The sequence below is a fragment of the Rhodosalinus sp. 5P4 genome (assembly GCF_041365695.1).
Classification (GTDB): Bacteria; Pseudomonadota; Alphaproteobacteria; order Rhodobacterales; family Rhodobacteraceae; genus Rhodosalinus.
Window position 1 is genome coordinate 133,281 of sequence record NZ_JBGFSJ010000006.1, and the last position, 22,559, is coordinate 155,839.

A 22,559-nucleotide genomic window follows, 5' to 3' on the forward strand; every position below is an offset into this window, starting at 1 on the left:
TTCATGCGTGTCGCCAGCTTCAACATGCAGAACCTGCGCCTGCGCGACGGGCGCCTCGATGGCGCACGCGACGGCGACCGCCCCGAGGACGCGACGGCGACGGCCGCGGGGCTCGACCCGGCCGACCGGCGCCTAGGGGCGAAGCTGATCGCGCGGGCCGACGCGGATGTCGTCGCCCTGCAGGAAGTCTTCGACCGTGCCTCGCTCGATCATTTCCACGACCGGTTCCTCGCGCGCGCCGGAGACGGCCGATATCCTTGGCGGGTGTGCCTGCCGGGCAATGACGGGCGCGGCCAGGACGTGGCGCTGATGAGCCGGCGACCCCTTGAGGACGTGGCGAGCCACGCCAGCCTTCGCCCCGCCGACCTCGGCCTCGAGGCGCCGCGCGGCGTCGATCCCGACCACCCGATCTTCCGCCGCGATTGCCTGCGCGCGCGCGCCGGCCCGCTCACGCTCTTCGTCTGTCACTTCAAGGCGCCCTACCCCAGCGCGCGGCGCGCCTGGGCGATCCGCCGCCTCGAGGCCGAGGCGGTGCGCCGGCTGATCGAGGCGCGCTTTCCGGACCCGGCCGCGGCGCTCTGGCTGGTTCTGGGCGATCTGAACGAACCGGCGGACGGGACCGGCGCGCCGGCCATCGCGCCGCTGCTGCCACCCTTCTCGGTGGACCTTCTCCAGCGGCTGCCTCCCGGCCGGCGCTGGTCCTGGCACGACGCCGAGACCGGCGGGTACGGCCGGCCCGACGCGCTGCTCGCCTCGCCCGCCCTTGCCGGCCGCTTCCCGCAGGCATGCCCCGAGATCCTGCGCGCGGGGCTCGGGCACGAGGCCACCCGGCACGCGGGACCGCGGCTCGAGGGGACGGGCTGGCATCGCCCGCATGCGAGCGATCACGCGGCGCTGGCGGTGACGTTTCCGGGTCTCTAGCGCAGCGCCTCGGCCGGCGCGGGAGCGCGGCCCGCGACGCTGCCACCCGTGGGGTTGAGCGCCGCCTCGAGCAGCGCGCGCGTGTAGGCGTGGCGCGGCGTCTCGAAGATCTCTTCCGAGGGGCCGTGTTCGACGATATCGCCGTCCTTCATCACCACGACGCGGTGCGACATCGCCCGCACAACCCGCAGGTCATGCGAGATGAAGAGGTAGGCGAGGCCGTACCGCTCCTGCAACTGGCGCAGCAGGTTCACGATCTGCACCTGCACGGTCATGTCGAGCGCCGAGGTCGGCTCGTCGAGCACCAGAAGCTTCGGGCGCAGGATCATCGCCCGCGCGATGGCGATGCGCTGGCGCTGGCCGCCCGAGAACTCGTGCGGATAGCGGTCCATCGTCGCGGGGTCGAGCCCCACGTCGGACATGACCTCGGCCACGAGTTCGCGCTGCGGGCGCTTGTCGCGGGTTCCATGCACGCCCAACCCTTCCGCGATGATCTGCTCGCAGCTCATGCGCGGCGAAAGGGAGCCGAAGGGATCCTGGAAGACGATCTGCATATCCCGGCGCAGGCGCCGAAGCTTGCGCACGGACCACGCGTTCACGTCCTCGCCGGCGAAGGTGATCTCTCCCTCTGAGCCGATGAGGCGCATCATCGCCATCGCGAGCGTGGTCTTTCCGGACCCGGATTCGCCCACGACACCCAGCGTCTCGCCCCGCCGCACCGTGATGGTGGCGTCGTTCACCGCCTTCACATGGCCCACCGTGCGCCGCAAGAGCCCGCGCTGGACGGGAAACCAGACCTTCAGCCGGTCGGTGCGCACCACCTCCTCGGCGTCTTCGGGCACGGGGTCGGGCATCCCCTCCGGCTCTGCGGCCAGGAGTTTCCGGGTGTAGGGGTGTTCGGGGCGGGAGAAGATCGCGGCGGTCGGCCCGCTCTCGACGATCTCGCCGTCCTTCATGACGCAGACGCGGTCCGCGATGCGCCGCACGATGCCGAGATCGTGGGTGATGAACAGAAGCCCCATCCCCTCGTCGGCCTTCAGCTCGGCCAGAAGCTCCAGGATCTGGGCCTGGATCGTGACGTCGAGCGCGGTCGTTGGCTCGTCGGCGATCAGGATGTCGGGCTTGTTGGCGAGCGCCATGGCGATCATCACGCGCTGGCGCTGCCCCCCCGAGAGCTGGTGCGGATAGTCCTTCAGCCGGCTTTCGGGATCGCGGATGCCGACCCGGTCCAGGAGCTCCACGATGCGCACGCGCGCCGCGTCCCCCACGAGCCCCTGGTGCAGCGCGAGGCTTTCGCGGATCTGCCGTTCCAGCGTGTGAAGCGGGTTGAGCGATGTCATCGGCTCCTGGAAGATGAAGCTCAGGTCGTTGCCGCGCACGCGGCGCAACGCCGCCTCGGGGGCGCCGATCATCTCCTCGCCCTTGTAGCGCACGCTGCCCGAAACCTCGGCCGACGGGCCGAGCAGCGACACCGTCGAAAGCGCCGAGACCGATTTGCCCGAGCCGGATTCGCCCACCAGCGCCACCGTCTCGCCCTTGTCGACGGCGAAGGAGACACCGCGCACCGCCTCGATGCGCCGTCCGTCCTGACGGAACGCCACGCTCAGCTTCTCGACTTCGAGGACCCGGCTCACTGGAAGGTCTTTCGCGGGTCGAAGGCGTCGCGCACGCCCTCGAAGATGAACACCAGAAGCGAGAGCATGATCGCGAAGGTGAAGAACGCCGTGAAGGCCAGCCAGGGCGCCTGAAGGTTGCGCTTGGCCTGAAGCGTCAGCTCGCCCAGCGACGGCGCCGAGGACGGCAGGCCGAAGCCCAGGAAATCAAGGCCGGCGAGCGTGGCGATGGTGCCGGTGACGATGAAGGGCAGCATGGTGAGCGTCGCCACCATGGCGTTGGGCAGCATGTGGCGGAACATGATCGTCCAGTTCGACACGCCGAGCGCCCGGGCCGCGCGGACATATTCGAGGTTGCGCGCGCGCAGGAACTCCGCGCGCACCACGCCCACCAGCGCCGTCCATCCGAAAAGCACCGTGAGCAGCACGAGCAGCCAGAAACTTCGCCCGAGGATCGCGAAGAGGATGATGATGATGTAAAGCGCCGGCGTCGCCTGCCAGATCTCGATGATGCGCTGGAAGATGAGGTCCAGCCAGCCCCCGAAGAAGCCCTGGACGGCGCCGGCGACGATGCCCACCACGCTCGCGAGCGTGGTGACGATGATCGTGAAGAGGATCGAGAGCCGGAAGCCGTAGATGATGCGCGCCAGCACGTCGCGCTTCGTGTCGTCGGTGCCCAGAAGGTTCTGCTCGTTGGGCGGCAGCGGCGCCGCGCCCGGCCGGTCCACCACGGTGTCGTAGGCGTAGGGAATGGGCGGCCAGAGCAGCCAGCCCTTCTCGATCTCCTGCCCGTCCACGATCCCGTCCTCCGCGTCCTCGATCAGGCCCTCGGGATCGTCGAAACAGGCGTCGAGCCCGCCCGTGACGATCAGGCAGGACACCTCGGGATCGCGGTAGATCGCCTCCGTCCGGAAATCGCCGCCGAATGCCGTCTCCGGGTAGAAGGTGAAGACGGGCGTGTGAAGCTCGCCCCGGTAGCTCACGAGGATCGGCTTGTCGTTGGCGATGAACTCCGCGAAGAGCGAGAGCCCGAACAGGATCGAGAAGATGATGAGCGACCAGTAGGCACGCCTGTTGCGCCGGAAGTTCCGCCAGCGCCGCTCGTTGAGCGGCGAAAGCCAGCGGCGCTTCTGCGGCGGAACGACCGGCGCGGGGGCCATGTGGCCCGGCATCCGTTCCTTGTGGGGGACGGTCTCCTCGGTGGGAACCGGGGTTTCGTTGGGCGCGCGTTGCTGCACCGCTCAGCCCTCGCGTTTCTCGAAGTCGATGCGCGGATCGACGATGACGTACATCAGGTCCGACAGGATGCCCACCACGAGACCGATCAGCCCGAAGATGAACAGCGTGCCGAAGATCACCGGATAGTCACGCGCCACCGCCGCCTCGAAGCCCAGCCGCCCCAGCCCGTCGAGCGAGAAGATCGTCTCGATGATGAGCGAGCCGGTGAAGAAGATCCCGATGAAGACGGCCGGGAAACCCGCGATCACGATCAGCATCGCGTTGCGGAACACGTGCCCGTAGAGCACGCGCCCCTCGCTGACGCCCTTGGCCCGGGCGGTGATGACATACTGCTTCTTGATCTCGTCCAGGAAGGAGTTCTTCGTCAGCAGCGTGAGCGTCGCGAAGGCCGAGATCGTGGAGGCCGCGACCGGCAGCGTGATGTGCCAGAAATAGTCCGCGATCTTGGCGGGAAGGCTCAGGTCCTGCCAGTTGTCCGAGGTCAGGCCCCGCAGCGGGAAGATCTGCAGATAGCTGCCGCCCGCCAGCAGCACGAGCAGCAGGATCGCGAAGAGAAAGCCCGGAATGGCATAGGCCACGATGATCGCGCCCGAGGTCCAGGTGTCGAAGGGGGTGCCGTCCTTCACCGCCTTGCGGATGCCCAGCGGGATCGAGATCAGGTAGGCGATCAGCGTGGACCAGAGGCCGAGGCTGATCGACACGGGCATCTTCTCGAGGACCAGCTCCGTCACCTCGATCTTGCGGAAGTAGCTCTCGCCGAAATCGAGCCGCATGTAATCCCAGAGCATCCCGAAGAACCGCTCCAGCGGCGGCTTGTCGAGGCCGAACTGCCGTTCCAGATCGGCGATGAACTCGGGCGGAAGTCCGCGCGCGCCGGCATAGCCCTCGAGCTCCTCGGCCGAGGTGCTGCCCGCATCCTCTCCAGAGCCCGCGAAACCCTCGAACACGTCGCCCTGCCCCTGCATCTGGGCGATGATCTGCTCGACCGGACCGCCGGGCACGAACTGCACCAGCGTGAAGTTGATGATCATGATGCCCAGCAGCGTCGGGACGATGAGCAGAAGCCGCCGGAGGATATAGGCGCCCATGCCGCCCCTACCTCAGCGCGCCGTCGGCGCGAAGGCGCGCGGCCTTCTCCGCGTTGAACCACCAGAAATCGAGTACGCCCAGCGCGTAGGGCGGCAGGGTCTCGGGGTGCTCGTACTGGTCCCAGTAGGCCACCCAGTGGCTGTCGTTGTACCAGACCGGCACCATGAAGAACTCGTGCCGCAGAACGCGGTCGAGCGCGCGCAGCGCCACGGCCTCGTCCTCGCGATTGTCGGTCGCGAGCGCCGCCTCGATCACCGCATCCACCAGCGGGCTGGCGAGCCCGGCGGGATTGAACAGGCTGAATTCCGCCTCTGTGGAGCCGTATCGCTGCATCAGACCGGTGCCCGCCTGAAGGAAGGCGACGTAGTTGTCGAACACCAGATCGTAGTCGCGTTCCCGGCTGCGCAGGGTGAACTGCGAGGGATCGACCCGCTCCACGTTGGCCTCGATCCCCATCAGTTCGAGGTTCTGCGCGAAGGTCTGCACCACCGAGACGAGGGTCGCGGAACTCGACGACGAGATCGGGAAGTCGAGGCTCAGCACCTCGCCCGCGGCGCTGCGGCGCAACCCGTCATCCCCCACGGCCCAGCCCGCCTCGTCGAGCAGGCGCATCGCGCGGCGCAGGTTCCGGCGGTCGTTCAGCCGGTCGGCGCCGGAGCTGTGCGCGTCGCGGGCCGGTTCGGTCAGCACTTCTTCGGGGACCTCCACGTCGAGGGATTGCAGCAGCTCGAGTTCCGCGCCCTCGGGCGGGCCCTCGGCCTCGATCGGCGTGTCCTGAACGAAGGACTCGCGCTGCTTGAAAAGGCCATACTGCAGCGACTCGTTGGTCCATTCGAAATTGTAGGCCAGCGAGATCGCCTCGCGCACACGCTTGTCCTTGAGGACGTCGCGGCCGAGGTTGAAGACGATGCCGGTGGGCGCGGGCGGCGTGCCATCCGGAAGCTCCTCCAGCTTCACGTGCCCGCGCTCGACCGCGGGGAAATCGTAGCCCGTGGCCCAGGTGCGGGAATTGCCTTCGGCGCGGAAGGTGTAGACCCCCGCCTTGAACGCCTCGAAGGCGGCGTTCTCGTCGGCGAAATACTCGATCCGGATGCGCTCGAAATTGTGCCGGCCCTGGTTGATCGGCAGGTGCCAGCCCCAGTAGTCGGGATTGCGCCGATAGACGATGCTGCGGTTCACGTCGACGCTGTCGAGGACATAGGGACCGGAGCCGACCGCCGGCTCGAGGCGCGGCTCGTCGAGGCGGGCGCCCGTCTCCTCGAACCACGCCTGCGACCAGACCGGAACGCCGCCCACCTGGTCGATGAGCGACCGGCGCGAGATATCCTCGGCGAAGGTGAACTTCACCGTGTGATCGTCGAGCGCCTCCGCCGAGAGGACGCGGCGGCTGACCGCCTGCGCGTAGCTCGGAAGCCCCTGTTCCAGCAGCAGGTTGTGCGAGAAGACCACGTCATGCGCTGTCACCGGCGTGCCGTCGGAAAACCGCGCCTCGGGGCGCATGTGGAAGATCGCCCAGGTCTTGCCCGGATCGTATTCGACCTTCCAGGCGAGAAGCCCGTAGGATTCCCCGATCTGGTCGGCCGGCGCGCCCGCCCCCGAGGCGGGCATCTCGCCCAGAAGCGACTCGTAGAACATCCACGAATAGCGTCCGGCCCGGCCCTGCCGGGAATAGGGATTCATGCTGTCGAAGGTGCCCGGGGCCCAGAGCGAGATCTCGCCGCCCACGGGCGCGTCGGGATTGACGTAGTCGAAATGCTCGAAGTCGGGCGGATAGGTGAGATCGCCGAAGAAGTTGTAACCGTGCGAGACGACGACCTCGCCGCCCTGGGCGCGCGCGGCCTCGCTCGGCTCCGGCGTGAAGGCGGGCGTCCCGGTCTCGGCGGCAGCCGTCGCCGGCGGGAACGCCGCCGCAAGCGCGAGCGCCGCGGCACCGAAGAGTTGGACGATGGCCTGCGCGGGCTGCTGCGACGGGGTCATGGTCGGATCCTCCAGCGTTCCGAAGCGGTGCGCACTTCACGGGAAATGGTGCAGTTACGCTAGAATGCCAGATCGCGCGTGTTCAAGTTGCGATTGCGTGATCCCGGCAGGCCGACCGTCCGCTGGCGCGAAAAGGGCCGCCGCGCTCCCGCGCGACGGCCCCGATACGCCTTGCGGGCGCGAGACACTGCTCAGTCGTCGAGGCTGTCGAGCCACGCGATAAGGTCGGCACGATCCTGAAGATCGCGAAGCCCGGCATAACCCATCGAGGTGCCCGGCGCGTAATCACGCGGGTTCTCGAGCCAGGCGTCCATTTCCTCGGCCGTCCAGACGCCTTCGGGAAGGGCGCCGGAGTAGCGGAAGCCGTCCACCGCGCCGATCTCGCGGCCGATGATGCCGACAAGGTGCGGGCCGACGCGATTCTGTTCTTGGTTCGCGACGTGGCAGGCCGAACACTGGCGGAACACGCGCTCGCCGTTGCCGACGTCGGCCTCGGCCAGCGCCATCTGCAACTCCGACATCTCGCCGCCGGCGGACGCATCCTCGGACGCGTCATCCGCGGCGGTCATCTCCTCGGTCGCTGCCTCCTCGGTGGCGGTGTCCTCCATCGCGACGTCTTCCGTGGCGGTGTCTTCGCTCGCGACCTCTTCTTCGGCGGCTTCTTCCGCGGCGGGCTCCTCAGGCGCCGCGTCTTCCGCAGCAGCCTCCTCGGTGGCCATGTCCTCGGCGGGGGCCTCGGCGGCCGCCTCTTCCACGGCGGCGTCCGCGCCCGGCAGGGTCCATCCTTCGGTGTAGCTGCCCAGATAGGCGATCAGGTCCGCGCGGTCCTCGTCATCGGCAAGCCCGCCATACCCCATCGAGGTGCCCGGCGCGTAGTCGCGCGGATTCTCGATCCACGCGTTCATCTCTTCCCATGTCCATGCGCCCTCGGGCAGCGCCCCGGAATAGCGGAACCCGTCGATGGACGCGATCTCGCGGCCCATGACGTTCACGAGATGCGGCCCGACACCGTTGCGCTCCTGATCGACGACGTGGCAGGCCGAACACTGGCGGAACACGCCTTCGCCGGCATCGGCGCTCGCGTTGGCGAGAAGCTGGACGAAGGGAACTTCCTCTTCCTCTTCGACGGGGGCCGCGTCGGCCACCTCCTCTTCCTCTTCGCCCGTGTCGATAACGTAGGCTTGCTGCTCGCCGTAGGGAACGCCGACATGATAGAGTTCCTCGGCGGCCCACTTGCCCAGCAGGAAGACCAGGAGCGCGCCGCAGAGGCTCCCGAATACCTTGGTAAACGTCATCGTGTCAGGCATGGCTCGCATTTCCGTTTTCCGGTGTCAGTCCGGGGGTATCTATAGGGTTCCGTCCAACCCGCGCAAGGTGTAGTTACCGCGACCAAACGCCCGGATCGGGGCTTTTTCGCGGGACGATGGCCATGACAGCACGCATCGCCTTCCAGGGCGAGCCGGGTGCGTATTCGCACCAGGCCTGCCACGACGCGCATCCGGAGATGGAGGCGCTGCCCTGCCGCACCTTCGAGGACGCGGTGGAGGCTGTGCTGGACGGCCAGGCCGAACTCGCCATGCTGCCGGTGGAAAATTCCACCTACGGGCGCGTGGCCGACATCCACCAGCTTCTGCCGATGTCCGGGCTGCACATCGTGAACGAGGCCTTCGTGCGGGTGCACATCAACCTGCTCGCCCTGCCCGGCACGCCCCTGTCGCGGATCGAGCGCGCGATGAGCCACACCATGCTGCTGGGCCAGTGCCGCGACTTCCTGCGCGCCCACGGCATCCACCGCGTGACCGGCGCGGACACCGCCGGTTCCGCCCGCCATGTCGCGAACGCCCACGATCCCGCGCTGGCCGCGCTGGCCGGCGACCTCGCCGCCGAGATCTACGGCCTCGAGGTGCTCGCCCGGCACATCGAGGACCAGGGCAACAACACCACGCGCTTTCTCATCATGGCGCGAGAGCCCGACCACACGCCGCGTGGCGACGACGGCATGATGACAAGCTTCGTCTTCCGCGTTCGCAACATCCCCGCGGCGCTCTACAAGGCCATGGGCGGGTTCGCCACGAACGGTGTCAACATGACCAAGCTGGAAAGCTACATGGTGGGCGGCTCGTTCAAGGCCACCCAGTTCCACGCCGATATCGAGGGGCACCCGGACGATCCCGGCGTGAAACTGGCGCTCGAGGAACTCGACTACTTCACCGACGAGATGCGGATCCTCGGCGTCTACCCGGCCGATCCCCGGCGGCACGGCGCCTGAGGCGCCGGCCGGCCCACGCATTCAATCCAGCCGGTCCGCGAGCCAGTTGCGCAGCAGGAACCCGGCGATGGCGCCCGCGCGCGGCGGGCTGATGAGGGGATGCGTGCCCGCGAAAACGTCCAGAAGCTCGGTCCGGCCGACCCAGAGCGCATCCTCCAGCTCCGCAGGATCGAGCGTGATCGCCTCGCTCTCGGCCTCGGCGAGGCAGCCGAGCATGAGCGAGGCCGGGAAAGGCCAGGGCTGGCTGGCGAGGTAGCGCACCGCGCCGACGCGCACGCCCGCCTCCTCCAGGACTTCGCGACGCACCGCGGCCTCCATGCATTCGCCGGGCTCCATGTAGCCCGCGAGCAGCGAATACATGCCGCCCGGCCAGTGAGGCGAGCGGCCCAGCAGCACCCGCGGGCCCGAGACGACGAGCATGATGACCACCGGATCCGTGCGCGGGAAATGCTGGCCGCCGCAGGACGCGCAGACCCGCACCCAACCACCCCGCGCCGCCGCGCTTTCGGCCCCGCAACGCGCGCAGAACCGATGGCTTCGGTGCCAGCCGAGAATGGCGCGGGCGGTGGCGGCAAGCTCGGCATCGCGCGGTCCGAGTGCGGTCATGGACGATCTCAGCTCGCGGAAGGCGTGATCCCCGGGAAGGGCGGGGTGGCGCTGTTCGGCATCTTCCGAAGGCTCTTCGGCCGTCTCCGGCATCCAGTGCGAGATATCGGCGGCGAAGACCGCGCAGCCATCCTCGCGCCCGATCAGGATGGGCTCGCCCGCGCCGTCGAGCGCGGCATGCCCGACCGGAAGGCGGACCAGCCGGTCGAGCGCCGGGCCGGCGAAAAGCGGCCGTCCGCGCCAGAGCGCCAGCACGCTGGACCGGGGATCGGACATCGCGTCCGCGAGCGCCCGTTGATCGGCCCGAAGCGTGTCCGCGCGGTCGAGCGCCGATCCACCGAAAGTCACCGTCTCCGCGTGCCGCATCATCCTTCCTTCCGGTTCGTTCGCCCGCCGCCGGGCACGAGCCATGACATGCGCGACGCCACGCAGGCCAGTGGAAATGCGGACTCCGGCGGCTGGCTTAACCCTAGATTGCAATACATCATTGGATTACATTCCCAGATAGTCAAAGCCGATGGATGCCAGAACTCCCAACGATGACGATCTCTTTCGCCCCCCTGACCCTCGCGCCGGGCATGGTACAGCTGCGCATCCTCGCGACCACAGACCTGCACTGCACGCTTCTCGGGCACGACTACGCGCGGAACGCGCCGGTGCCGCGAGCCGGGCTTGCCGCGCTCGGCCCGCTCATCCGGCGGCTTCGCGCGGAGGTGCCGGGCACGCTGCTCCTCGATAACGGCGACACGCTGCAAGGCACGCCGCTCGCCGACCATGTGGCCGAGAACTGGGCGGAGCGCGGCGGCGCGCCACACCCCGCGATCGCGGCGATGACGGCGCTAGGCTACGACGCCGCGACGCTCGGCAACCACGATTTCGATTACGGCCTCGCGTTCCTGCGCAACGCGCTGGCCGGCGCGGGCTTTCCGGTCGTGCTGGCCAATTTCGCGGACGCGGGCGGCACGCCCCTGCTGCCGCCCTACACGCTGATCGACCGCGAGCTGCGCAACGGCGGCGGCGGGCGCGCCCGGGTGCGGGTGGGCGTGATCGGTTTCGCGCCGCCCCAGACCGTACGATGGAGCGGTCGTGCCCTCGCGGGCGCGGTGCGCGCCGCTTGCATCCTCGACACCGCGCGCCGGCTCGTGCCGCGGATGCGCGCGGACGGGGCCGATGTGGTGGTGGCGCTCGCCCATAGTGGCCTCGGAGAAAGGCGGCCCGCCCCCCGCGCCGAGAACGTGGTCCGCGCGCTCGCGGCGGTTCCCGGTCTGGACGCGGTGATCGCCGGACACAGCCACGCGGCCTTCCCGCCCGACGACACGCCCGGCGCGACGCTGGCGGGCATCCCCGCCGTGATGCCCGATTTCCTGGGCAAGAGCGTGGGCGTCATCGACCTTGTCCTCGAGCGGCGGTCGACCGGCGGGTGGCGGGTGGCGGCGCACCGGGCGCGCCGCGTCGCCCCGACGGGCGGGGAAGGCGAGGACGCCGCGGTCCTGCGCGCGGCGGCCCGCGACCACGGCGCGGCGCAGGCGCGTCTCGCCGTGGTCGCGGGCGCCACCTCGCGGCCGCTTCACAGCCATTTCGCGCTTCTGACCGACGCGCCGGCGCTGCGCCTTCTGGCCGAGGCGCAGCGCGCCGCGGCAGAGCGCGGGCTCGCCGGCACCCGATGGGCGGGCCTTCCCCTGCTTTCGGCCGTCGCGCCGTCCAAGGCGGGCGGGCCCGGCGGACCCGGGCACTTCGTCGATATCCCCGCCGGCCCGCTGCACGCGCGGCACCTGTCGGAGCTTTTCCCCTTCGGCAACGCGCTCCAGGTCGTGCGGCTGAGCGGCGCGGCACTGCTCGACTGGCTGGAACGCGCCGCCGCGCTCTACCGCACGCTGCGGCCCGGCGTCGCGGACCAGCCGCTCCTCCAGCCCGATTTCCCGACCCACCGCTTCGACGTGCTGCACGGCCTGAGCTATCGGATCGACCTGTCGCGCCCGGCCCTTTACGACATCTCCGGCCGGCCCACCGGGCCGGGGCCCGGCCGCGTGGACGCGGTCCGGCACGCGGGGCGCCCGGTGCGGCCGGCCGACGACTTCCTCGTCGTCACGAGCGCGCATCGCACCGGCGCGTCGGACCCGCCCGGCGGCGCCGCCGACTGGGAGGTCGTCTGGGATGCGGACCTGGCCGACCGCGATGCGCTCGCGGACCACCTTCTTCGGGCAAGCCCGGTCCGGCCGGACCCGATCCCGGTCTGGCGGTTCGCGCAGCTGCCGGGCGCCACCGCACTCGCGCCGACCGGGCCGGCCGCGCGGGCGCATCTTGTCGACGCGGCAGGCCTAGACGTGGCCGAGACGGGCGAGACGGCGGACGGGTTTCTGCAACTCCGGCTGCGGCTCTGAGCGCACGGGTTGCGAATCCGCGCCGCCGGCCTTAGATACCCTCTTGAGAGGTTGGTGCGGGCAAGCGCCTCGCCAACCCGGTCAGGTCCGGAAGGAAGCAGCCGTAACGAGCCCCGCTTGGGTCGTTTTCCAACCTCTCACCTTTCCCCTCCAGTCCGGAATCTGACGCGCGTGCGGATGTGACGGGGCGCGGTTCCTCCGGCCGCCGCCCGCTGATATGTCCCTGATGTGGGCAACCCGGTCCGAGGCGCGGTGGATGTTTTCCGACTTCTCTTTCGCGGCCCTCGCGGCGTTCCTCGCCGGGACGGCCATCGTCATCCTGCTCAGCGGCTTGCGGATGACCTCGCTCGCCGACCGCCTGGCCGACCGAACCGGGCTGGGCGAGGCGATGGTGGGGGCGGTCCTCCTCGGCGCGGCGACGTCGATCTCGGGCACGATCGTCTCGGTCACCGCCGCGCTCGACGAGCGCGCATCGCTCGCCTTTTCCAACGGGATCGGCGGGATCGCGGTGCAGACGGCCTTCCTCGCGCTCGCGGACATCCTGCATCGCAAGGCCAACCTGGAACATGCCGCCGCCGAACTCGCCAACGTCTTCCAGGGCACCGTGTTGATGCTGATGCTGGCCCTGCCCTTCGTCGCCTATACCCTGCCCGAATTCGCGATCTGGGGCGTTCACCCCGTCTCGGTCCTGCTCGTCGCGGTCTACGCGGTCGGGCTGCTCGCGGTCCGCGAGGTGCGCGAGACACCGATGTGGCGACCGGTGCGCACGCACGAGACCCGCGAGGACGAGCCCGAGGAGGACGATCCCGAGCCACGATCGACGCTCGCGCTTTTCACCGTTTTCGCGGCGCTGATGCTGATCATGGCGGCGGCGGGCTGGACGCTTTCGCGCGCGGCGGCGGAACTGACCGACCGCTACGCGTTGAACGCCTCCGTCGTCGGCGCGCTCGTGACTGCGGTCATCACCTCGCTTCCCGAACTGGTCACGACGCTCGCCGCGATCCGGCGCGGCGCGCTGCAGATGGCCGTCGGCGGCATCATCGGCGGAAACACCTTCGACGTGCTCTTCATCACGCTCTCGGATGCCGGCTATCGCGAGGGGTCCATCTACCACGCGATCGGCAGGGACGACCTGTTCTGGCTGACCGCGGGACTGACCATGACCGCGATCCTCGTCCTCGGGATGCTCTACCGGCAGCGGCGCGGGCCGGCCGGCATCGGGCTGGAAAGCGTCCTGATCCTGGCGGTATACGGGTTCGCGATCGCGGTGCAGGCGTTCTGATGGGCGGGCGTCCGCGCGCCGCCCGCTGGACGATGCCGGGCGGCGGCCCTATGCTACGCATTCAGGATTCGGGCGAGGCGTGATGCGCGAGACGGACAAGGGCGGCTACCAGGTTCTGGCGCGGAAATACCGCCCCGAGACCTTCGCCGATCTCGTCGGCCAGGACGCCATGGTGCGCACGCTCAAGAACGCCTTCGCGGCGGACCGGATCGCGCAGGCCTTTCTCATGACCGGCATCCGCGGCACGGGAAAGACGACGACGGCGCGGATCATCGCCAAGGGCATGAACTGCGTCGGCACCGACGGAACGGGCGGGCCCACTACCGATCCCTGCGGGGTCTGCGAGCACTGCGTGGCCATCGCCGAGGGCCGGCACGTCGACGTGCTGGAAATGGACGCGGCGTCGAACACGGGCGTGGGCGACATCCGCGAGATCATCGACAGCGTCCACTACCGGGCGGCCTCGGCGCGCTACAAGATCTACATCGTCGACGAGGTGCACATGCTGAGCACCTCGGCCTTCAACGCGCTGCTGAAGACGCTGGAGGAGCCGCCGGCGCATGTGAAGTTCATCTTCGCCACCACCGAGATCCGCAAGGTGCCCGTCACCGTGCTCTCGCGCTGCCAGCGCTTCGACCTGCGGCGGATCGAGCCCGAGGTGATGATCGGCCTGCTGCGCCGGATCGCCGAGCGGGAGGGCGCGGCGATCGCGGATGACGCGCTGGCGCTCATCACCCGCGCCGCCGAGGGCTCGGCCCGGGACGCGACCTCGCTTCTCGACCAGGCGATCAGCCACGGCGCGGGCGAGACGACGGCCGAGCAGGTGCGCGCCATGCTGGGTCTGGCGGATCGCGGCCGGGTCATGGATCTCTTCGAACTCGTGATGAAGGGGGACGCGGCCGGCGCGCTGTCCGAGCTGTCGGCGCAATACGCCGACGGGGCCGATCCCATGGCCGTCTTGCGCGATCTTGCCGAACTCACGCACTGGATCAGCGTCGTGAAGATCACGCCGGGCGCGGCCGAGGATCCCACGGTGGGCCCGGCCGAGCGCGCCCGCGGCGCCGACCTCGCCGAGCGGCTGCCGATGCGCGCGCTCACCAGGACGTGGCAGATGCTGCTGAAGGCGCTCGAGGAGGTCGCCGCCGCGCCCAACGCGATGATGGCCGCCGAGATGGCCATCATCCGCCTGACGCATGTGGCCGAACTGCCCAGCCCCGAGGATCTGCTCCGCCGGCTGCAATCCGAGCCGCCCCCGCCTGGGCCTGCCCCGGGCGGCGGCGGAGGCGGCGGCGCGGCGCAGCAATCGACCGGGCAGATGGCCACGTCCGGCGCGCAGCTTCGCGCGCCCGCGCCCCCCCGCGGTCCGGCCGGCGCGGCGGGCGGCGCGGCGCAGGCCCACGCGCTCGCGCCCTCGCTGGCCGACTATCCGGCCTTCGAGCATGTGGTCGAGCTCGTCCGCGCGCGCCGAGACATGACGCTGCTGATCGAGGTGGAAAGCCATCTGCGCCTTGCCGCCTATCAACCCGGACGGATCGAGTTCGAGCCCACGGACGAGGCCGCCCCGGACCTCGCCCAGCGCCTCGGCCAGCGTCTTCAGGCCTGGACCGGCGCCCGGTGGGCGGTGAGCGTCGTCGGGACGGGCGGCGGCCCCACGATCGCGGAGACCCGCGCCGAAGAGGCGGGCGCGCTCGAGGCCGAGGCGCGGGCGCATCCGCTCGTGCAGGCGGTGCTCGCCACCTTTCCCGGCGCCCGGATCAAGGATATCCGGACACAGGCGGCGCAGGAAAGCGCGGCCGCCGAGGGTGCGCTGCCCGAGGTCGAGGACGAGTGGGACCCCTTCGAGGACGATTGACGAAAGCCGCCGGCAGGCGCCGCGCGCGACAGGAAAGGAACGAAGATGTTCAAGGGACTGGGCCAGCTCGGCGACATGGCCGGGATGATGAAGAAGGCGCAGGAAATGCAGCAGCGCATGGCTGACCTGCAGGAAGAGATGAAGCAGATGACGGTGACGGGCGAGTCGGGCGGCGGCCTCGTGAAGGTCGTCTGCACGCTCAAGGGCGAGCTTACCGCACTCGACATCGATCCGTCGATCTTCTCGGGCGACGACAAGGAAGTCGTCGAGGATCTCATTCTCGCGGCGGTCAAGGAGGCGCAGACCAAGGCCCAGACCGCGGCGCAGGAGGAGATGTCGAAGCTCACCGACGAGATGGGCCTGCCCAAGGACATGAAGCTGCCGTTCTGAGGCGCGTGGCCGCGGCCGCGCCGCGCCACCGCCCGGGATTGCCGCCTTCGCCGCCATGAGCGCTCCTTCGGACATCGACACGCTGATCGAGATGATGGCCCGGCTGCCCGGTCTCGGGCCGCGGTCGGCGCGGCGCGCGGTGCTGCATCTCGTGGCGCGGCGGGAAAGCCAACTCGCGCCGCTCGCGCGCCAGATGCAGCAGGTGGCCGCGACCGCGCGGGAGTGCGCGCGCTGCGGCAACGTGGGCACCGGCGAGATCTGCCCGATCTGCGCCGATCCGGCGCGCGGCAACGGTCAGATCTGCGTGGTCGAGGACGTCGCCGACCTCTGGGCGATGGAACGGTCGGGCGTGTTCAAGGGGCGCTACCACGTTCTCGGCGGCACGCTCTCAGCGCTCGACGCGGTGGGGCCCGAGGATCTGCGCATCCCGCAGCTCCTGGAGCGCGTGGCGGAGGAAGGCGTGCAGGAGGTGATCCTGGCGCTTTCGGCCACGGTGGACGGACAGACCACCGCCCACTACATCGCTGACGCGCTGGACGGGCGGGCCGCGATCAGCTCGCTCGCCCAGGGCGTGCCGGTGGGTGGCGAGCTCGACTACCTCGACGACGGCACCATCGCCGCGGCGCTCACCGCGCGAAAGTCGTTCTGACGCGGCGCGGGGCGGCTCAGGCGGCCCGTGCGGCCACCGGCTGCAGCTCGGCCCAGTCCGGCAACGCGGCGCCCAGAACGGCAAGGCCGCCCAGCCGCCCGAGTTCGTCGGAACACTTGGCGCCCCGCCCGCAGCCGGCCACCGCCACCGCGACGCGGTCGGAAAGCCGCCCGATGGCCGGGCGATCGGCAGGGGTGTAGGTGGTCACGCAGGCGTCCGTGACCGTGCGCCGGATCGCGAGGCCGGGCATCCGCTTCCGGATCATGGCCTCGAGGCGCGCGCCCACCTCCGCCGAGCCGCCGCCGCGGAACCAGTCGCCGAGCGCCGCGCGGCCCTCCAGCGGCACGTCCACCGGGTCGCCGCCGAGCTTGAGGTAGAGCCGCCCGTCGGGGTAGCGGATCGGCGGCAGGAGATAGGGATCCTCGCCGTTCGGCAGAAGCGCGATGAGCGACGGCATCGAGGAAAGCCGCGCGGCCTCTGCCGCGTCGATCTCGAAAAGCGCCACGGTGCGCGCATAGACCGAAAGCGGCAGCGCCCCGGGCAGGAGGACGTCGGTGAATCCGCCTGTCGCCACCAGGGCGCGATCGGCCCGCACCGGTCCCTCGGACGTGGCGACGCTGATGCCCGCAGCGGTTTCGTCGAGGCCCTGCGCCTCGGCCGCGAGATACCGCGCGCCGGCGCGTTCCGCCGCGACCCGCTGCGCCCGGGCAAGACGGCGCGGGCTGATGTGCCCTGCCGCCGTCGCTTCGTAAAGGGCCAGCGTCCCGGGCGCGAACGCGAAAAAGGGGAACCGCTCGGCCAGCGCGCCGCCTGTCAGCCGCTCGGCGGGAAAACCCGCGGCCTCCTGCACCTCGGCGGTCTGGCGGATCAGCGTGCCGTCAGCCGGCCCCGCGAGCATCGCGCCCGCCTCGGTGTAGAAGGAAACGCCGCTTTCGGCCTCGATCTCGCCATAGCGCGCGATGCTCTCGCGGCTTACACGGCTCCAGAAGGCCCAGGGATCGAGCTTGCGGGTGATGCGGCCCTCGTCGTAGTGGCTCGCGAAGACCCCGTCGTGGCACCGCTTGTCGCCCGGCTCGGCCGGACCGATCAGCACCACGTCGTGGCCGGCCCTAGCCAGGTGCCGCGCCGCCGCGCCACCGATCAGACCCGCGCCGATGATGGCGATCCGCATCGCATCCTCCCGCTCTGTCACCGGGAAAAGGCTGCCGCGCGGCGAAGGAAAAGAAAAGCCCCGCCGCGCCTTTCGCGCTCAGCGGCCGCCGTCCTCGTCGTCGTCCTCGGTCTCGTCGGGCAGGTTGAAGAAGCTGTCGGGATCCCGCTTGTCGTCCTCGTCGGCGCGCGTTTCGCTGCCTCCGGTGAGCGTGAAGGACTCGAGCCCCTCGATCGCCGTCGGCATCTTGGGCTCGGCCTCCATGCCGAGGCTCTGCTCGGTGGAGACGAGCTTGCGGCGCTCGTCGTCGGACATGATCGCGCCCTCGGCTTCCTTCTTCTTCGCCGCCTTCTGCACGACGGCGTCGAGCTCGCTCTGCTTGCAGAGCCCCAGGGCAACCGGGTCGATCGGCTGGATGTTGGAGATGTTCCAGTGGGTGCGCTCACGGATCGACTGGATCGTGGGCTTCGTCGTGCCGACGAGCCGCGCGATCTGGCTGTCGGCCAGCTCGGGGTGGAACTTCACCAGCCAGAGGATGGCCGCCGGGCGGTCCTGCCGCTTCGACAGCGGCGTGTAGCGCGGGCCGCGGCGCTTGTCCTCATCGCGCGCGGCGGGGTTGAACTTGAGCTGGAGCCTGTAGTTCGGGTCGGCCTCCGCCTTGCGGATCTCCTCGGGCTCGAGCTGGTTGTTGGCCACGGGGTCGAAACCCTTCACGCCCGCGGCCACGTCGCCGTCGGCGATGCCCTGGATCTCCAGCTCGTGCATCTCGGTGAAATCGGCGATCTGCTTGAAGCTGAGCGTGGTGTTGTCCACGAGCCAGACGGCGGTCGCCTTCGGGTGCAGCAGTTTGGCCATGTCGCGTCTCCTCAATACGTATTGCCCGGCGCCCGGGGCCGGGCGGCCTCGCCCTGCGAGGCTGGATCGAGTTGTGGGGGAACTCGGCGCTGATATAGTCGAGCCGAAACGCGAAGGGAAGGGCCGAATGCGCTGGGCGATTCTGCTGCTGTTCTGGGCTACGGCGCTGCGCGCCGAGGGCGAGGCGGCGGGCGATTTCGACTACTGGGTGCTCTCGCTGAGCTGGAGCCCGACCTGGTGCGCGCTCGAAGGCGGGGCGCGCGGCGCGCCGCAATGCGATCCGGCCGCCGATCACGGCTGGACGCTGCACGGGCTCTGGCCACAATACCATCGCGGCTGGCCGAGCCATTGCCCGACCTCGATGCAGCCGCCCTCGCGGGCGGACACCCGCGCGATGGCAGACATCATGGGCAGCGCGGGGCTCGCCTGGCACCAGTGGAAGAAGCACGGAAGCTGCTCGGGGCTGGCCGCCGACGACTATTTCGCGCTTTCGCGCCGCGCCTACCTGTCGGTGGCGCGGCCCGAACTCTTCCGCCGGCTGAGCGATCCGGTGCGCCTGCCCGCCCGGGTGGTGGAGGAGGCGTTCCTGAAGGCCAATCCCGGCGTGGCGCCCGACATGCTGACCATCACCTGCCGGGCGGGCCGCATCCAGGAGGCGCGGCTTTGCCTGTCGCGCGACGGGCTCGCGCCGGTGCCCTGCGGCCGCGACGTGGTCGAGGACTGCCGTCTCGACGACGCGCTTCTCGCGCCGATCCCCTGAGCGGCGGACGGAGGGGCGTTCAGCCCACCTTCAGAACGATCTTCCCGATATGGGCGGAGCTTTCCATCCGGGCATGCGCCGCGGCGGCCTCTTCGAGCGGGAATTCGGAATCCATCACCGGTTCGATGCGCCCCGCCTCGAGAAGCGGCCAGACATGGGCGCGAAGCCCTTCGGCGATGCGCGCCTTGGCGAGGTCGGATTGCGGGCGCAGGGTGGAGCCGGTGATCGTCAGCCGCCGCGTCATCACCTGCGCGAAGTTCAGCTCCACCTTGGGGCCCGACAGGAACGCGATCTGCACGAGCCGCCCGTCATCGGCGAGCGCCTTGACGTTGCGCGGGATGTAATCGCCGCCCACCATGTCGAGGATCAGGTCGGCGCCGCCCTCGGCGCGAAGCGCCTCGACGAAATCCTCCTCGCGGTATTTGATCGCGCGCTCGGCCCCGAGACGAGCGCAGGCGGCGCATTTCTCCGGGCTTCCCGCCGTGGCGAAGACCCGGGCGCCGAAGGCGTGGGCGAGCTGGATCGCCGTCGTCCCGATCCCGGAAGAGCCGCCATGAACCAGGAACCGCTCCCCGGCCTGGAGCCCGCCGCGCATGAAGACGTTGGACCAGACGGTGAAGAAGGTCTCGGGCAGGCAGGCGGCCTGCTGGAGGTCGAGCCCCTCGGGCACGGGCAGGCAATGCGCCGCGGGCGTCACGACGTGTTCGGCGTAGCCGCCGCCGGGCAGAAGCGCGCAGACGCGGTCTCCCACCGCCCATTCCGTCACCCCGGGGCCGATTGCCGCGATCTCGCCCGCGGCCTCGAGGCCCGGCAGGTCGGACGCGCCGGGCGGGGGCGCGTAGGCGCCCGCGCGTTGCAGCGCATCGGGCCGGTTCACGCCCGCATGGGACACGCGGATCAGGACCTGCCCCGCCCCCGGCTCGGGCACGGGGCGGGTTGCCAGGCGCAGCACCTCGGGGCCGCCGGGCTCGCTGATCTCGACGGCGCGCATGGACTGCTCTGGCATGGGCTCACTCCTGGGCGGGCGGGCCGGACCAGCGGCCCGGCAGGTCGATGTCGGGGGCGCGCATCGGCGCGCGTACCTTGCCTAGCACCCAGGCCGGTCCGGCGAAAACCCGTTTCAGCACCGGGTTCTCGCCGACCTGCGCCTTGACCTTCTCGAACTGCATCACGTCGGCGATCCGGCGGTCGAGGAACGCCCATGTCGCGCTGCTGTCGGGCGTCTCGTCGCCGAGCCAGTAAAGCACCGTCGCGCTGTAGACCGCCGAAAGCGTGGCGCGCTTGGTATACCAGTTCACGTCGTCGGAGTCGTCGCCAAGGGCCGTCCAGATGGTGTCCGCCGTCTCCCAGATCAGGCGCGCGCCCTCCGCCGCGTGGTTGGGAAGCGCGAAGAACGTGGTGCCGCGGCGCACCGCCTCCTTGTCGCCTGCCGCCTCGAGGCGGGCGCGCACGGCGAAGGCGATCCGGTCGCGCATCCGCATCTCCGTGAGGTCGGTGACGCGCAACCGCTCGCGCATCGCCCTGTCGCCGCGGCGGTGGAACGCCACGGCAAGGTCCAGAGCGCCGCGCCGGCAGAGCGCACGGGCGACCGCCGGGTCGATGCCGGTGTCGCGTATCGCGGCGCGGAACGTGGCCTCGGACCAGCCGTCGAAGGGCACGTGAAGAAGCGCGGCGTCTAGCAGCGCTGCGAGTTCGGGGCTTTCCGGCGTCGTGGGCATCTGGCGACTCCTCGGCATCTCGTGGATGTTCTGGACAAGCTAGCGTGGCCTTGGTATACGACCACCTCCTGCAATAACAGCAACTTCAGCCCGAAAGGTGGTGACACCCACATGCAGGTCAGTGTTCGCGACAACAATGTCGATCAGGCGATGCGCGCGCTCAAGAAAAAGCTGCAGCGCGAAGGCGTCTTCCGCGAAATGAAGCTGCGCCAGCACTTCGAGAAACCCTCGGAGAAGAAGGCGCGCGAAAAGGCCGAGGCGATTCGCCGTGCGCGCAAGCTCGCGCGCAAGAAGGCCCAGCGCGAAGGGCTCCTCTGAGCGTTCGCCTGCCGGCGATCGAACACGAATGGGAAACCCCCGCGGCCTCGTGCCCGGGGGTTTGTCATGTTCGGGCGGGCCCGTCGGGACGCCGGAACGTCCGGGCCCGCGCGCGGCCCGGCGCCGCCGGCGTCAGGTCCCCGCAGGGCGCCGCCCGCATCGCGGCCGTCAGGCGCGGCTCACCACGCCTCCTCGTCCCGCATCATCACGAAGATGAGCACCGCGAGAATGCTCATGTAGAAGCGGAAGGCGGCCTGCTGGCCGTTCCACGTGTCCGACTGCCACATCAGGAACCACTCGCCGCCCACGGCCATGAACCCCACGAACCAGACGAGAAAGCCCACCGTCGCGCCGAGCACCACGTAGGTCTTGGCGGACTGGAACGCGTCGGCGTCTGCGTCCCGCGCGGCGAACATGCGCAGCGCGCCGACGAGAAGCAGGAGGAAGGTGATCCCCTCCCCCGCGATGATACCCCAGTAGCCGGCGTGCCACATCCACGGCACCGTGATCGCGCGCCACATGCCCGCGTTGCCCTCGAAGGTCGTGTCCATGCTGAGAACATGTTTCACGAACTCGAAATTCGAATTGTAATCGGTCAGGTTGTTGAACGTGACGAGAAAAGCGAAAAGGCTTAGGCCCAACACCATCACCATCTTGCAGTAGCGGACGAGCATGTCGGTAACTCCAGTTTCACACGGCGCCGGATTGCGGACCAGGTTCCGGCTCACGGCGAGCGCCGCCGCACGTGCCCTTACGTCAGGGATCGGCGAAGAGTTGCGGCCCGTCAAGCCAGATCCGGCGATGCAGGCCGGCGACCGGCTGCGTGTGCAAGACGAGGTCTTCGTCGTGATCCGGCGCGTGTGGACCGTCTCGGACGGCGCCCCGCTTCTGGAACTGGTCGTGGACTGGCCCGAACGCTGAGCCCTCAGACGGGCAGCGCCGTGGTCGCGCAGACGCTGCGGAGCGAGAAGCTCGACTGCATCTGCGCCACGCCCGGCAGGCGCGTGAGGTATTGCCGGTGGATGCGGGCGAAATCCTCGGTGTCCTCGGCCACGATCTTGAGAATGTAGTCCGCGGTGCCCGCCATCAGGTGACATTCGAGGACGTTGGGAATGCGCCGCACCGCGGTCTCGAACGCCTCGAGCACCTCATCGGCCTGCGCCTGGAGCGTGATCTCCACGAAGATCGTGGCAGGAACGCCCAAGGCGCGGGGCGACAGCAGCGCGACGTAGCCCGCGATCGCGCCCGCCGCCTCCAGCCGCTGAACCCGGCGGTGACAGGCCGAGGGCGACAGGTTGACCTGTTCCGACAGGTCGGCGTTCGAGATGCGGCCCTGCTTCTGAAGCGCGCGCAGGATCCGGCGATCGGTTTCGTCCATCGTCATTACGGCCGCATGTCCTTCGCCGATTTACCTTGATCTGCGAAGAAACTGCCGAAGACTGCATTCCCGGCGCGAGAGATTTCAACGCATTTGCACCGGATATCCTGCA

22 protein-coding genes and 1 other RNA gene are annotated in these 22,559 nt (G+C 69.8%); 11 read left to right on the plus strand and 12 right to left on the minus strand.

The genetic code is table 11. The features are described from left to right. The first annotated feature begins 3 nt into the window (after nt 1-3). Nucleotides 4-921: an endonuclease/exonuclease/phosphatase family protein gene (locus AB6A69_RS12980; RefSeq protein ID WP_371061084.1), complete on the plus strand. Its 918-nt coding sequence runs from the start codon at nt 4-6 to the stop codon at nt 919-921. Here AB6A69_RS12980 and AB6A69_RS12985 read toward each other — a convergent pair. From AB6A69_RS12985 to AB6A69_RS13005, 5 genes are all read right to left on the minus strand, one after another. Next, entirely contained in the window at nt 918-2,555 is a 1,638-nt protein-coding gene (locus AB6A69_RS12985) for an ABC transporter ATP-binding protein (RefSeq protein ID WP_371061085.1), read from the minus strand. The genes AB6A69_RS12980 and AB6A69_RS12985 overlap by 4 nt on opposite strands. Next, the gene (locus tag AB6A69_RS12990; protein WP_371061148.1) at nt 2,552-3,706 is read right to left on the minus strand and encodes an ABC transporter permease; all 1,155 of its coding nucleotides are present in this window, start codon (nt 3,704-3,706) and stop codon (nt 2,552-2,554) included. The genes AB6A69_RS12985 and AB6A69_RS12990 overlap by 4 nt, the downstream gene beginning before the upstream one ends. A gap of 69 nt (nt 3,707-3,775) precedes the next feature. Further along, nucleotides 3,776-4,861 (minus strand): microcin C ABC transporter permease YejB, encoded by a 1,086-nt coding sequence (locus AB6A69_RS12995; protein WP_371061086.1) that lies wholly within the window; start codon nt 4,859-4,861, stop codon nt 3,776-3,778. A gap of 7 nt (nt 4,862-4,868) precedes the next feature. Then, the gene (locus tag AB6A69_RS13000; RefSeq protein ID WP_371061087.1) at nt 4,869-6,839 is read right to left on the minus strand and encodes an extracellular solute-binding protein; all 1,971 of its coding nucleotides are present in this window, start codon (nt 6,837-6,839) and stop codon (nt 4,869-4,871) included. A 191-nt stretch (nt 6,840-7,030) separates the two neighbouring features. Beyond that, nucleotides 7,031-8,146 carry a cytochrome c family protein gene (locus AB6A69_RS13005; RefSeq protein ID WP_371061088.1) on the minus strand — a complete coding sequence of 372 codons (1,116 nt, stop codon included), beginning with the start codon at nt 8,144-8,146 and terminating at the stop codon, nt 7,031-7,033. A 122-nt stretch (nt 8,147-8,268) separates the two neighbouring features. Here AB6A69_RS13005 and AB6A69_RS13010 point away from each other — a divergent pair, with 122 nt between their 5' ends. Then, nucleotides 8,269-9,108 (plus strand): prephenate dehydratase, encoded by an 840-nt coding sequence (locus AB6A69_RS13010; protein WP_371061089.1) that lies wholly within the window; start codon nt 8,269-8,271, stop codon nt 9,106-9,108. Between the two features lie 21 nt (nt 9,109-9,129). Here AB6A69_RS13010 and nudC read toward each other — a convergent pair whose 3' ends face one another. Continuing rightward, nucleotides 9,130-10,080 carry an NAD(+) diphosphatase gene (gene nudC, locus AB6A69_RS13015; RefSeq protein WP_371061090.1) on the minus strand — a complete coding sequence of 317 codons (951 nt, stop codon included), beginning with the start codon at nt 10,078-10,080 and terminating at the stop codon, nt 9,130-9,132. 173 nt (nt 10,081-10,253) lie between these two features. Here nudC and AB6A69_RS13020 point away from each other — a divergent pair, with 173 nt between their 5' ends. From AB6A69_RS13020 to recR, 6 genes are all read left to right on the plus strand, one after another. After that, on the plus strand, nt 10,254-12,095 hold the full coding sequence (locus tag AB6A69_RS13020) for a 5'-nucleotidase C-terminal domain-containing protein (protein ID WP_371061091.1): 1,842 nt from the start codon (nt 10,254-10,256) through the stop codon (nt 12,093-12,095). 45 nt (nt 12,096-12,140) lie between these two features. Continuing rightward, nucleotides 12,141-12,237, plus strand: an RNA gene (gene ffs, locus AB6A69_RS13025) — signal recognition particle sRNA small type. A gap of 114 nt (nt 12,238-12,351) precedes the next feature. Further along, the gene (locus AB6A69_RS13030) at nt 12,352-13,377 is read left to right on the plus strand and encodes a sodium:calcium antiporter (protein WP_371061092.1); all 1,026 of its coding nucleotides are present in this window, start codon (nt 12,352-12,354) and stop codon (nt 13,375-13,377) included. 82 nt (nt 13,378-13,459) lie between these two features. After that, the gene (locus AB6A69_RS13035; RefSeq protein WP_371061093.1) at nt 13,460-15,229 is read left to right on the plus strand and encodes a DNA polymerase III subunit gamma/tau; all 1,770 of its coding nucleotides are present in this window, start codon (nt 13,460-13,462) and stop codon (nt 15,227-15,229) included. Nucleotides 15,230-15,274: 45 nt separating this feature from the next. Continuing rightward, nucleotides 15,275-15,619: a YbaB/EbfC family nucleoid-associated protein gene (locus AB6A69_RS13040; protein ID WP_371055240.1), complete on the plus strand. Its 345-nt coding sequence runs from the start codon at nt 15,275-15,277 to the stop codon at nt 15,617-15,619. A gap of 55 nt (nt 15,620-15,674) precedes the next feature. Beyond that, nucleotides 15,675-16,268, plus strand: a complete 594-nt coding sequence (gene recR / locus AB6A69_RS13045; protein ID WP_371038161.1) for a recombination mediator RecR — start codon at nt 15,675-15,677, stop codon at nt 16,266-16,268. A gap of 16 nt (nt 16,269-16,284) precedes the next feature. Here recR and AB6A69_RS13050 read toward each other — a convergent pair whose 3' ends face one another. Then, the gene (locus AB6A69_RS13050) at nt 16,285-17,439 is read right to left on the minus strand and encodes an FAD-dependent oxidoreductase (protein WP_371061094.1); all 1,155 of its coding nucleotides are present in this window, start codon (nt 17,437-17,439) and stop codon (nt 16,285-16,287) included. 78 nt (nt 17,440-17,517) lie between these two features. After that, nucleotides 17,518-18,273, minus strand: coding sequence for a DUF1013 domain-containing protein (locus AB6A69_RS13055; protein ID WP_371038159.1), 756 nt, complete (start codon nt 18,271-18,273; stop codon nt 17,518-17,520). Between the two features lie 127 nt (nt 18,274-18,400). Between AB6A69_RS13055 and AB6A69_RS13060 the strand changes: the two genes are divergently transcribed. Further along, entirely contained in the window at nt 18,401-19,033 is a 633-nt protein-coding gene (locus AB6A69_RS13060) for a ribonuclease T (protein WP_371061095.1), read from the plus strand. Between the two features lie 19 nt (nt 19,034-19,052). On the opposite strand, the gene AB6A69_RS13065 is transcribed toward AB6A69_RS13060, so the two are convergent. Together AB6A69_RS13065 and AB6A69_RS13070 are read right to left on the minus strand one after the other, a co-directional pair. Further along, a complete protein-coding gene (locus tag AB6A69_RS13065) occupies nt 19,053-20,039 on the minus strand; it encodes an NAD(P)H-quinone oxidoreductase (protein WP_371061096.1) in 987 nt (328 codons plus the stop codon). A 4-nt stretch (nt 20,040-20,043) separates the two neighbouring features. Beyond that, on the minus strand, nt 20,044-20,751 hold the full coding sequence (locus AB6A69_RS13070; protein WP_371061097.1) for a COQ9 family protein: 708 nt from the start codon (nt 20,749-20,751) through the stop codon (nt 20,044-20,046). Nucleotides 20,752-20,862: 111 nt separating this feature from the next. Between AB6A69_RS13070 and rpsU the strand changes: the two genes are divergently transcribed. Next, a complete protein-coding gene (rpsU, locus tag AB6A69_RS13075) occupies nt 20,863-21,069 on the plus strand; it encodes a 30S ribosomal protein S21 (protein ID WP_371038299.1) in 207 nt (68 codons plus the stop codon). Between the two features lie 179 nt (nt 21,070-21,248). Here rpsU and AB6A69_RS13080 read toward each other — a convergent pair whose 3' ends face one another. Then, the gene (locus tag AB6A69_RS13080) at nt 21,249-21,743 is read right to left on the minus strand and encodes a DUF2165 family protein (RefSeq protein ID WP_371061098.1); all 495 of its coding nucleotides are present in this window, start codon (nt 21,741-21,743) and stop codon (nt 21,249-21,251) included. A 100-nt stretch (nt 21,744-21,843) separates the two neighbouring features. Here AB6A69_RS13080 and AB6A69_RS13085 point away from each other — a divergent pair, with 100 nt between their 5' ends. Further along, the gene (locus AB6A69_RS13085) at nt 21,844-21,990 is read left to right on the plus strand and encodes a hypothetical protein (protein WP_371038154.1); all 147 of its coding nucleotides are present in this window, start codon (nt 21,844-21,846) and stop codon (nt 21,988-21,990) included. A 4-nt stretch (nt 21,991-21,994) separates the two neighbouring features. Here the strand turns inward: AB6A69_RS13085 and AB6A69_RS13090 are convergent, their stop codons facing one another. Further along, the gene (locus AB6A69_RS13090; protein ID WP_371061099.1) at nt 21,995-22,453 is read right to left on the minus strand and encodes an Lrp/AsnC family transcriptional regulator; all 459 of its coding nucleotides are present in this window, start codon (nt 22,451-22,453) and stop codon (nt 21,995-21,997) included. Nucleotides 22,454-22,559: the final 106 nt, after the last annotated feature.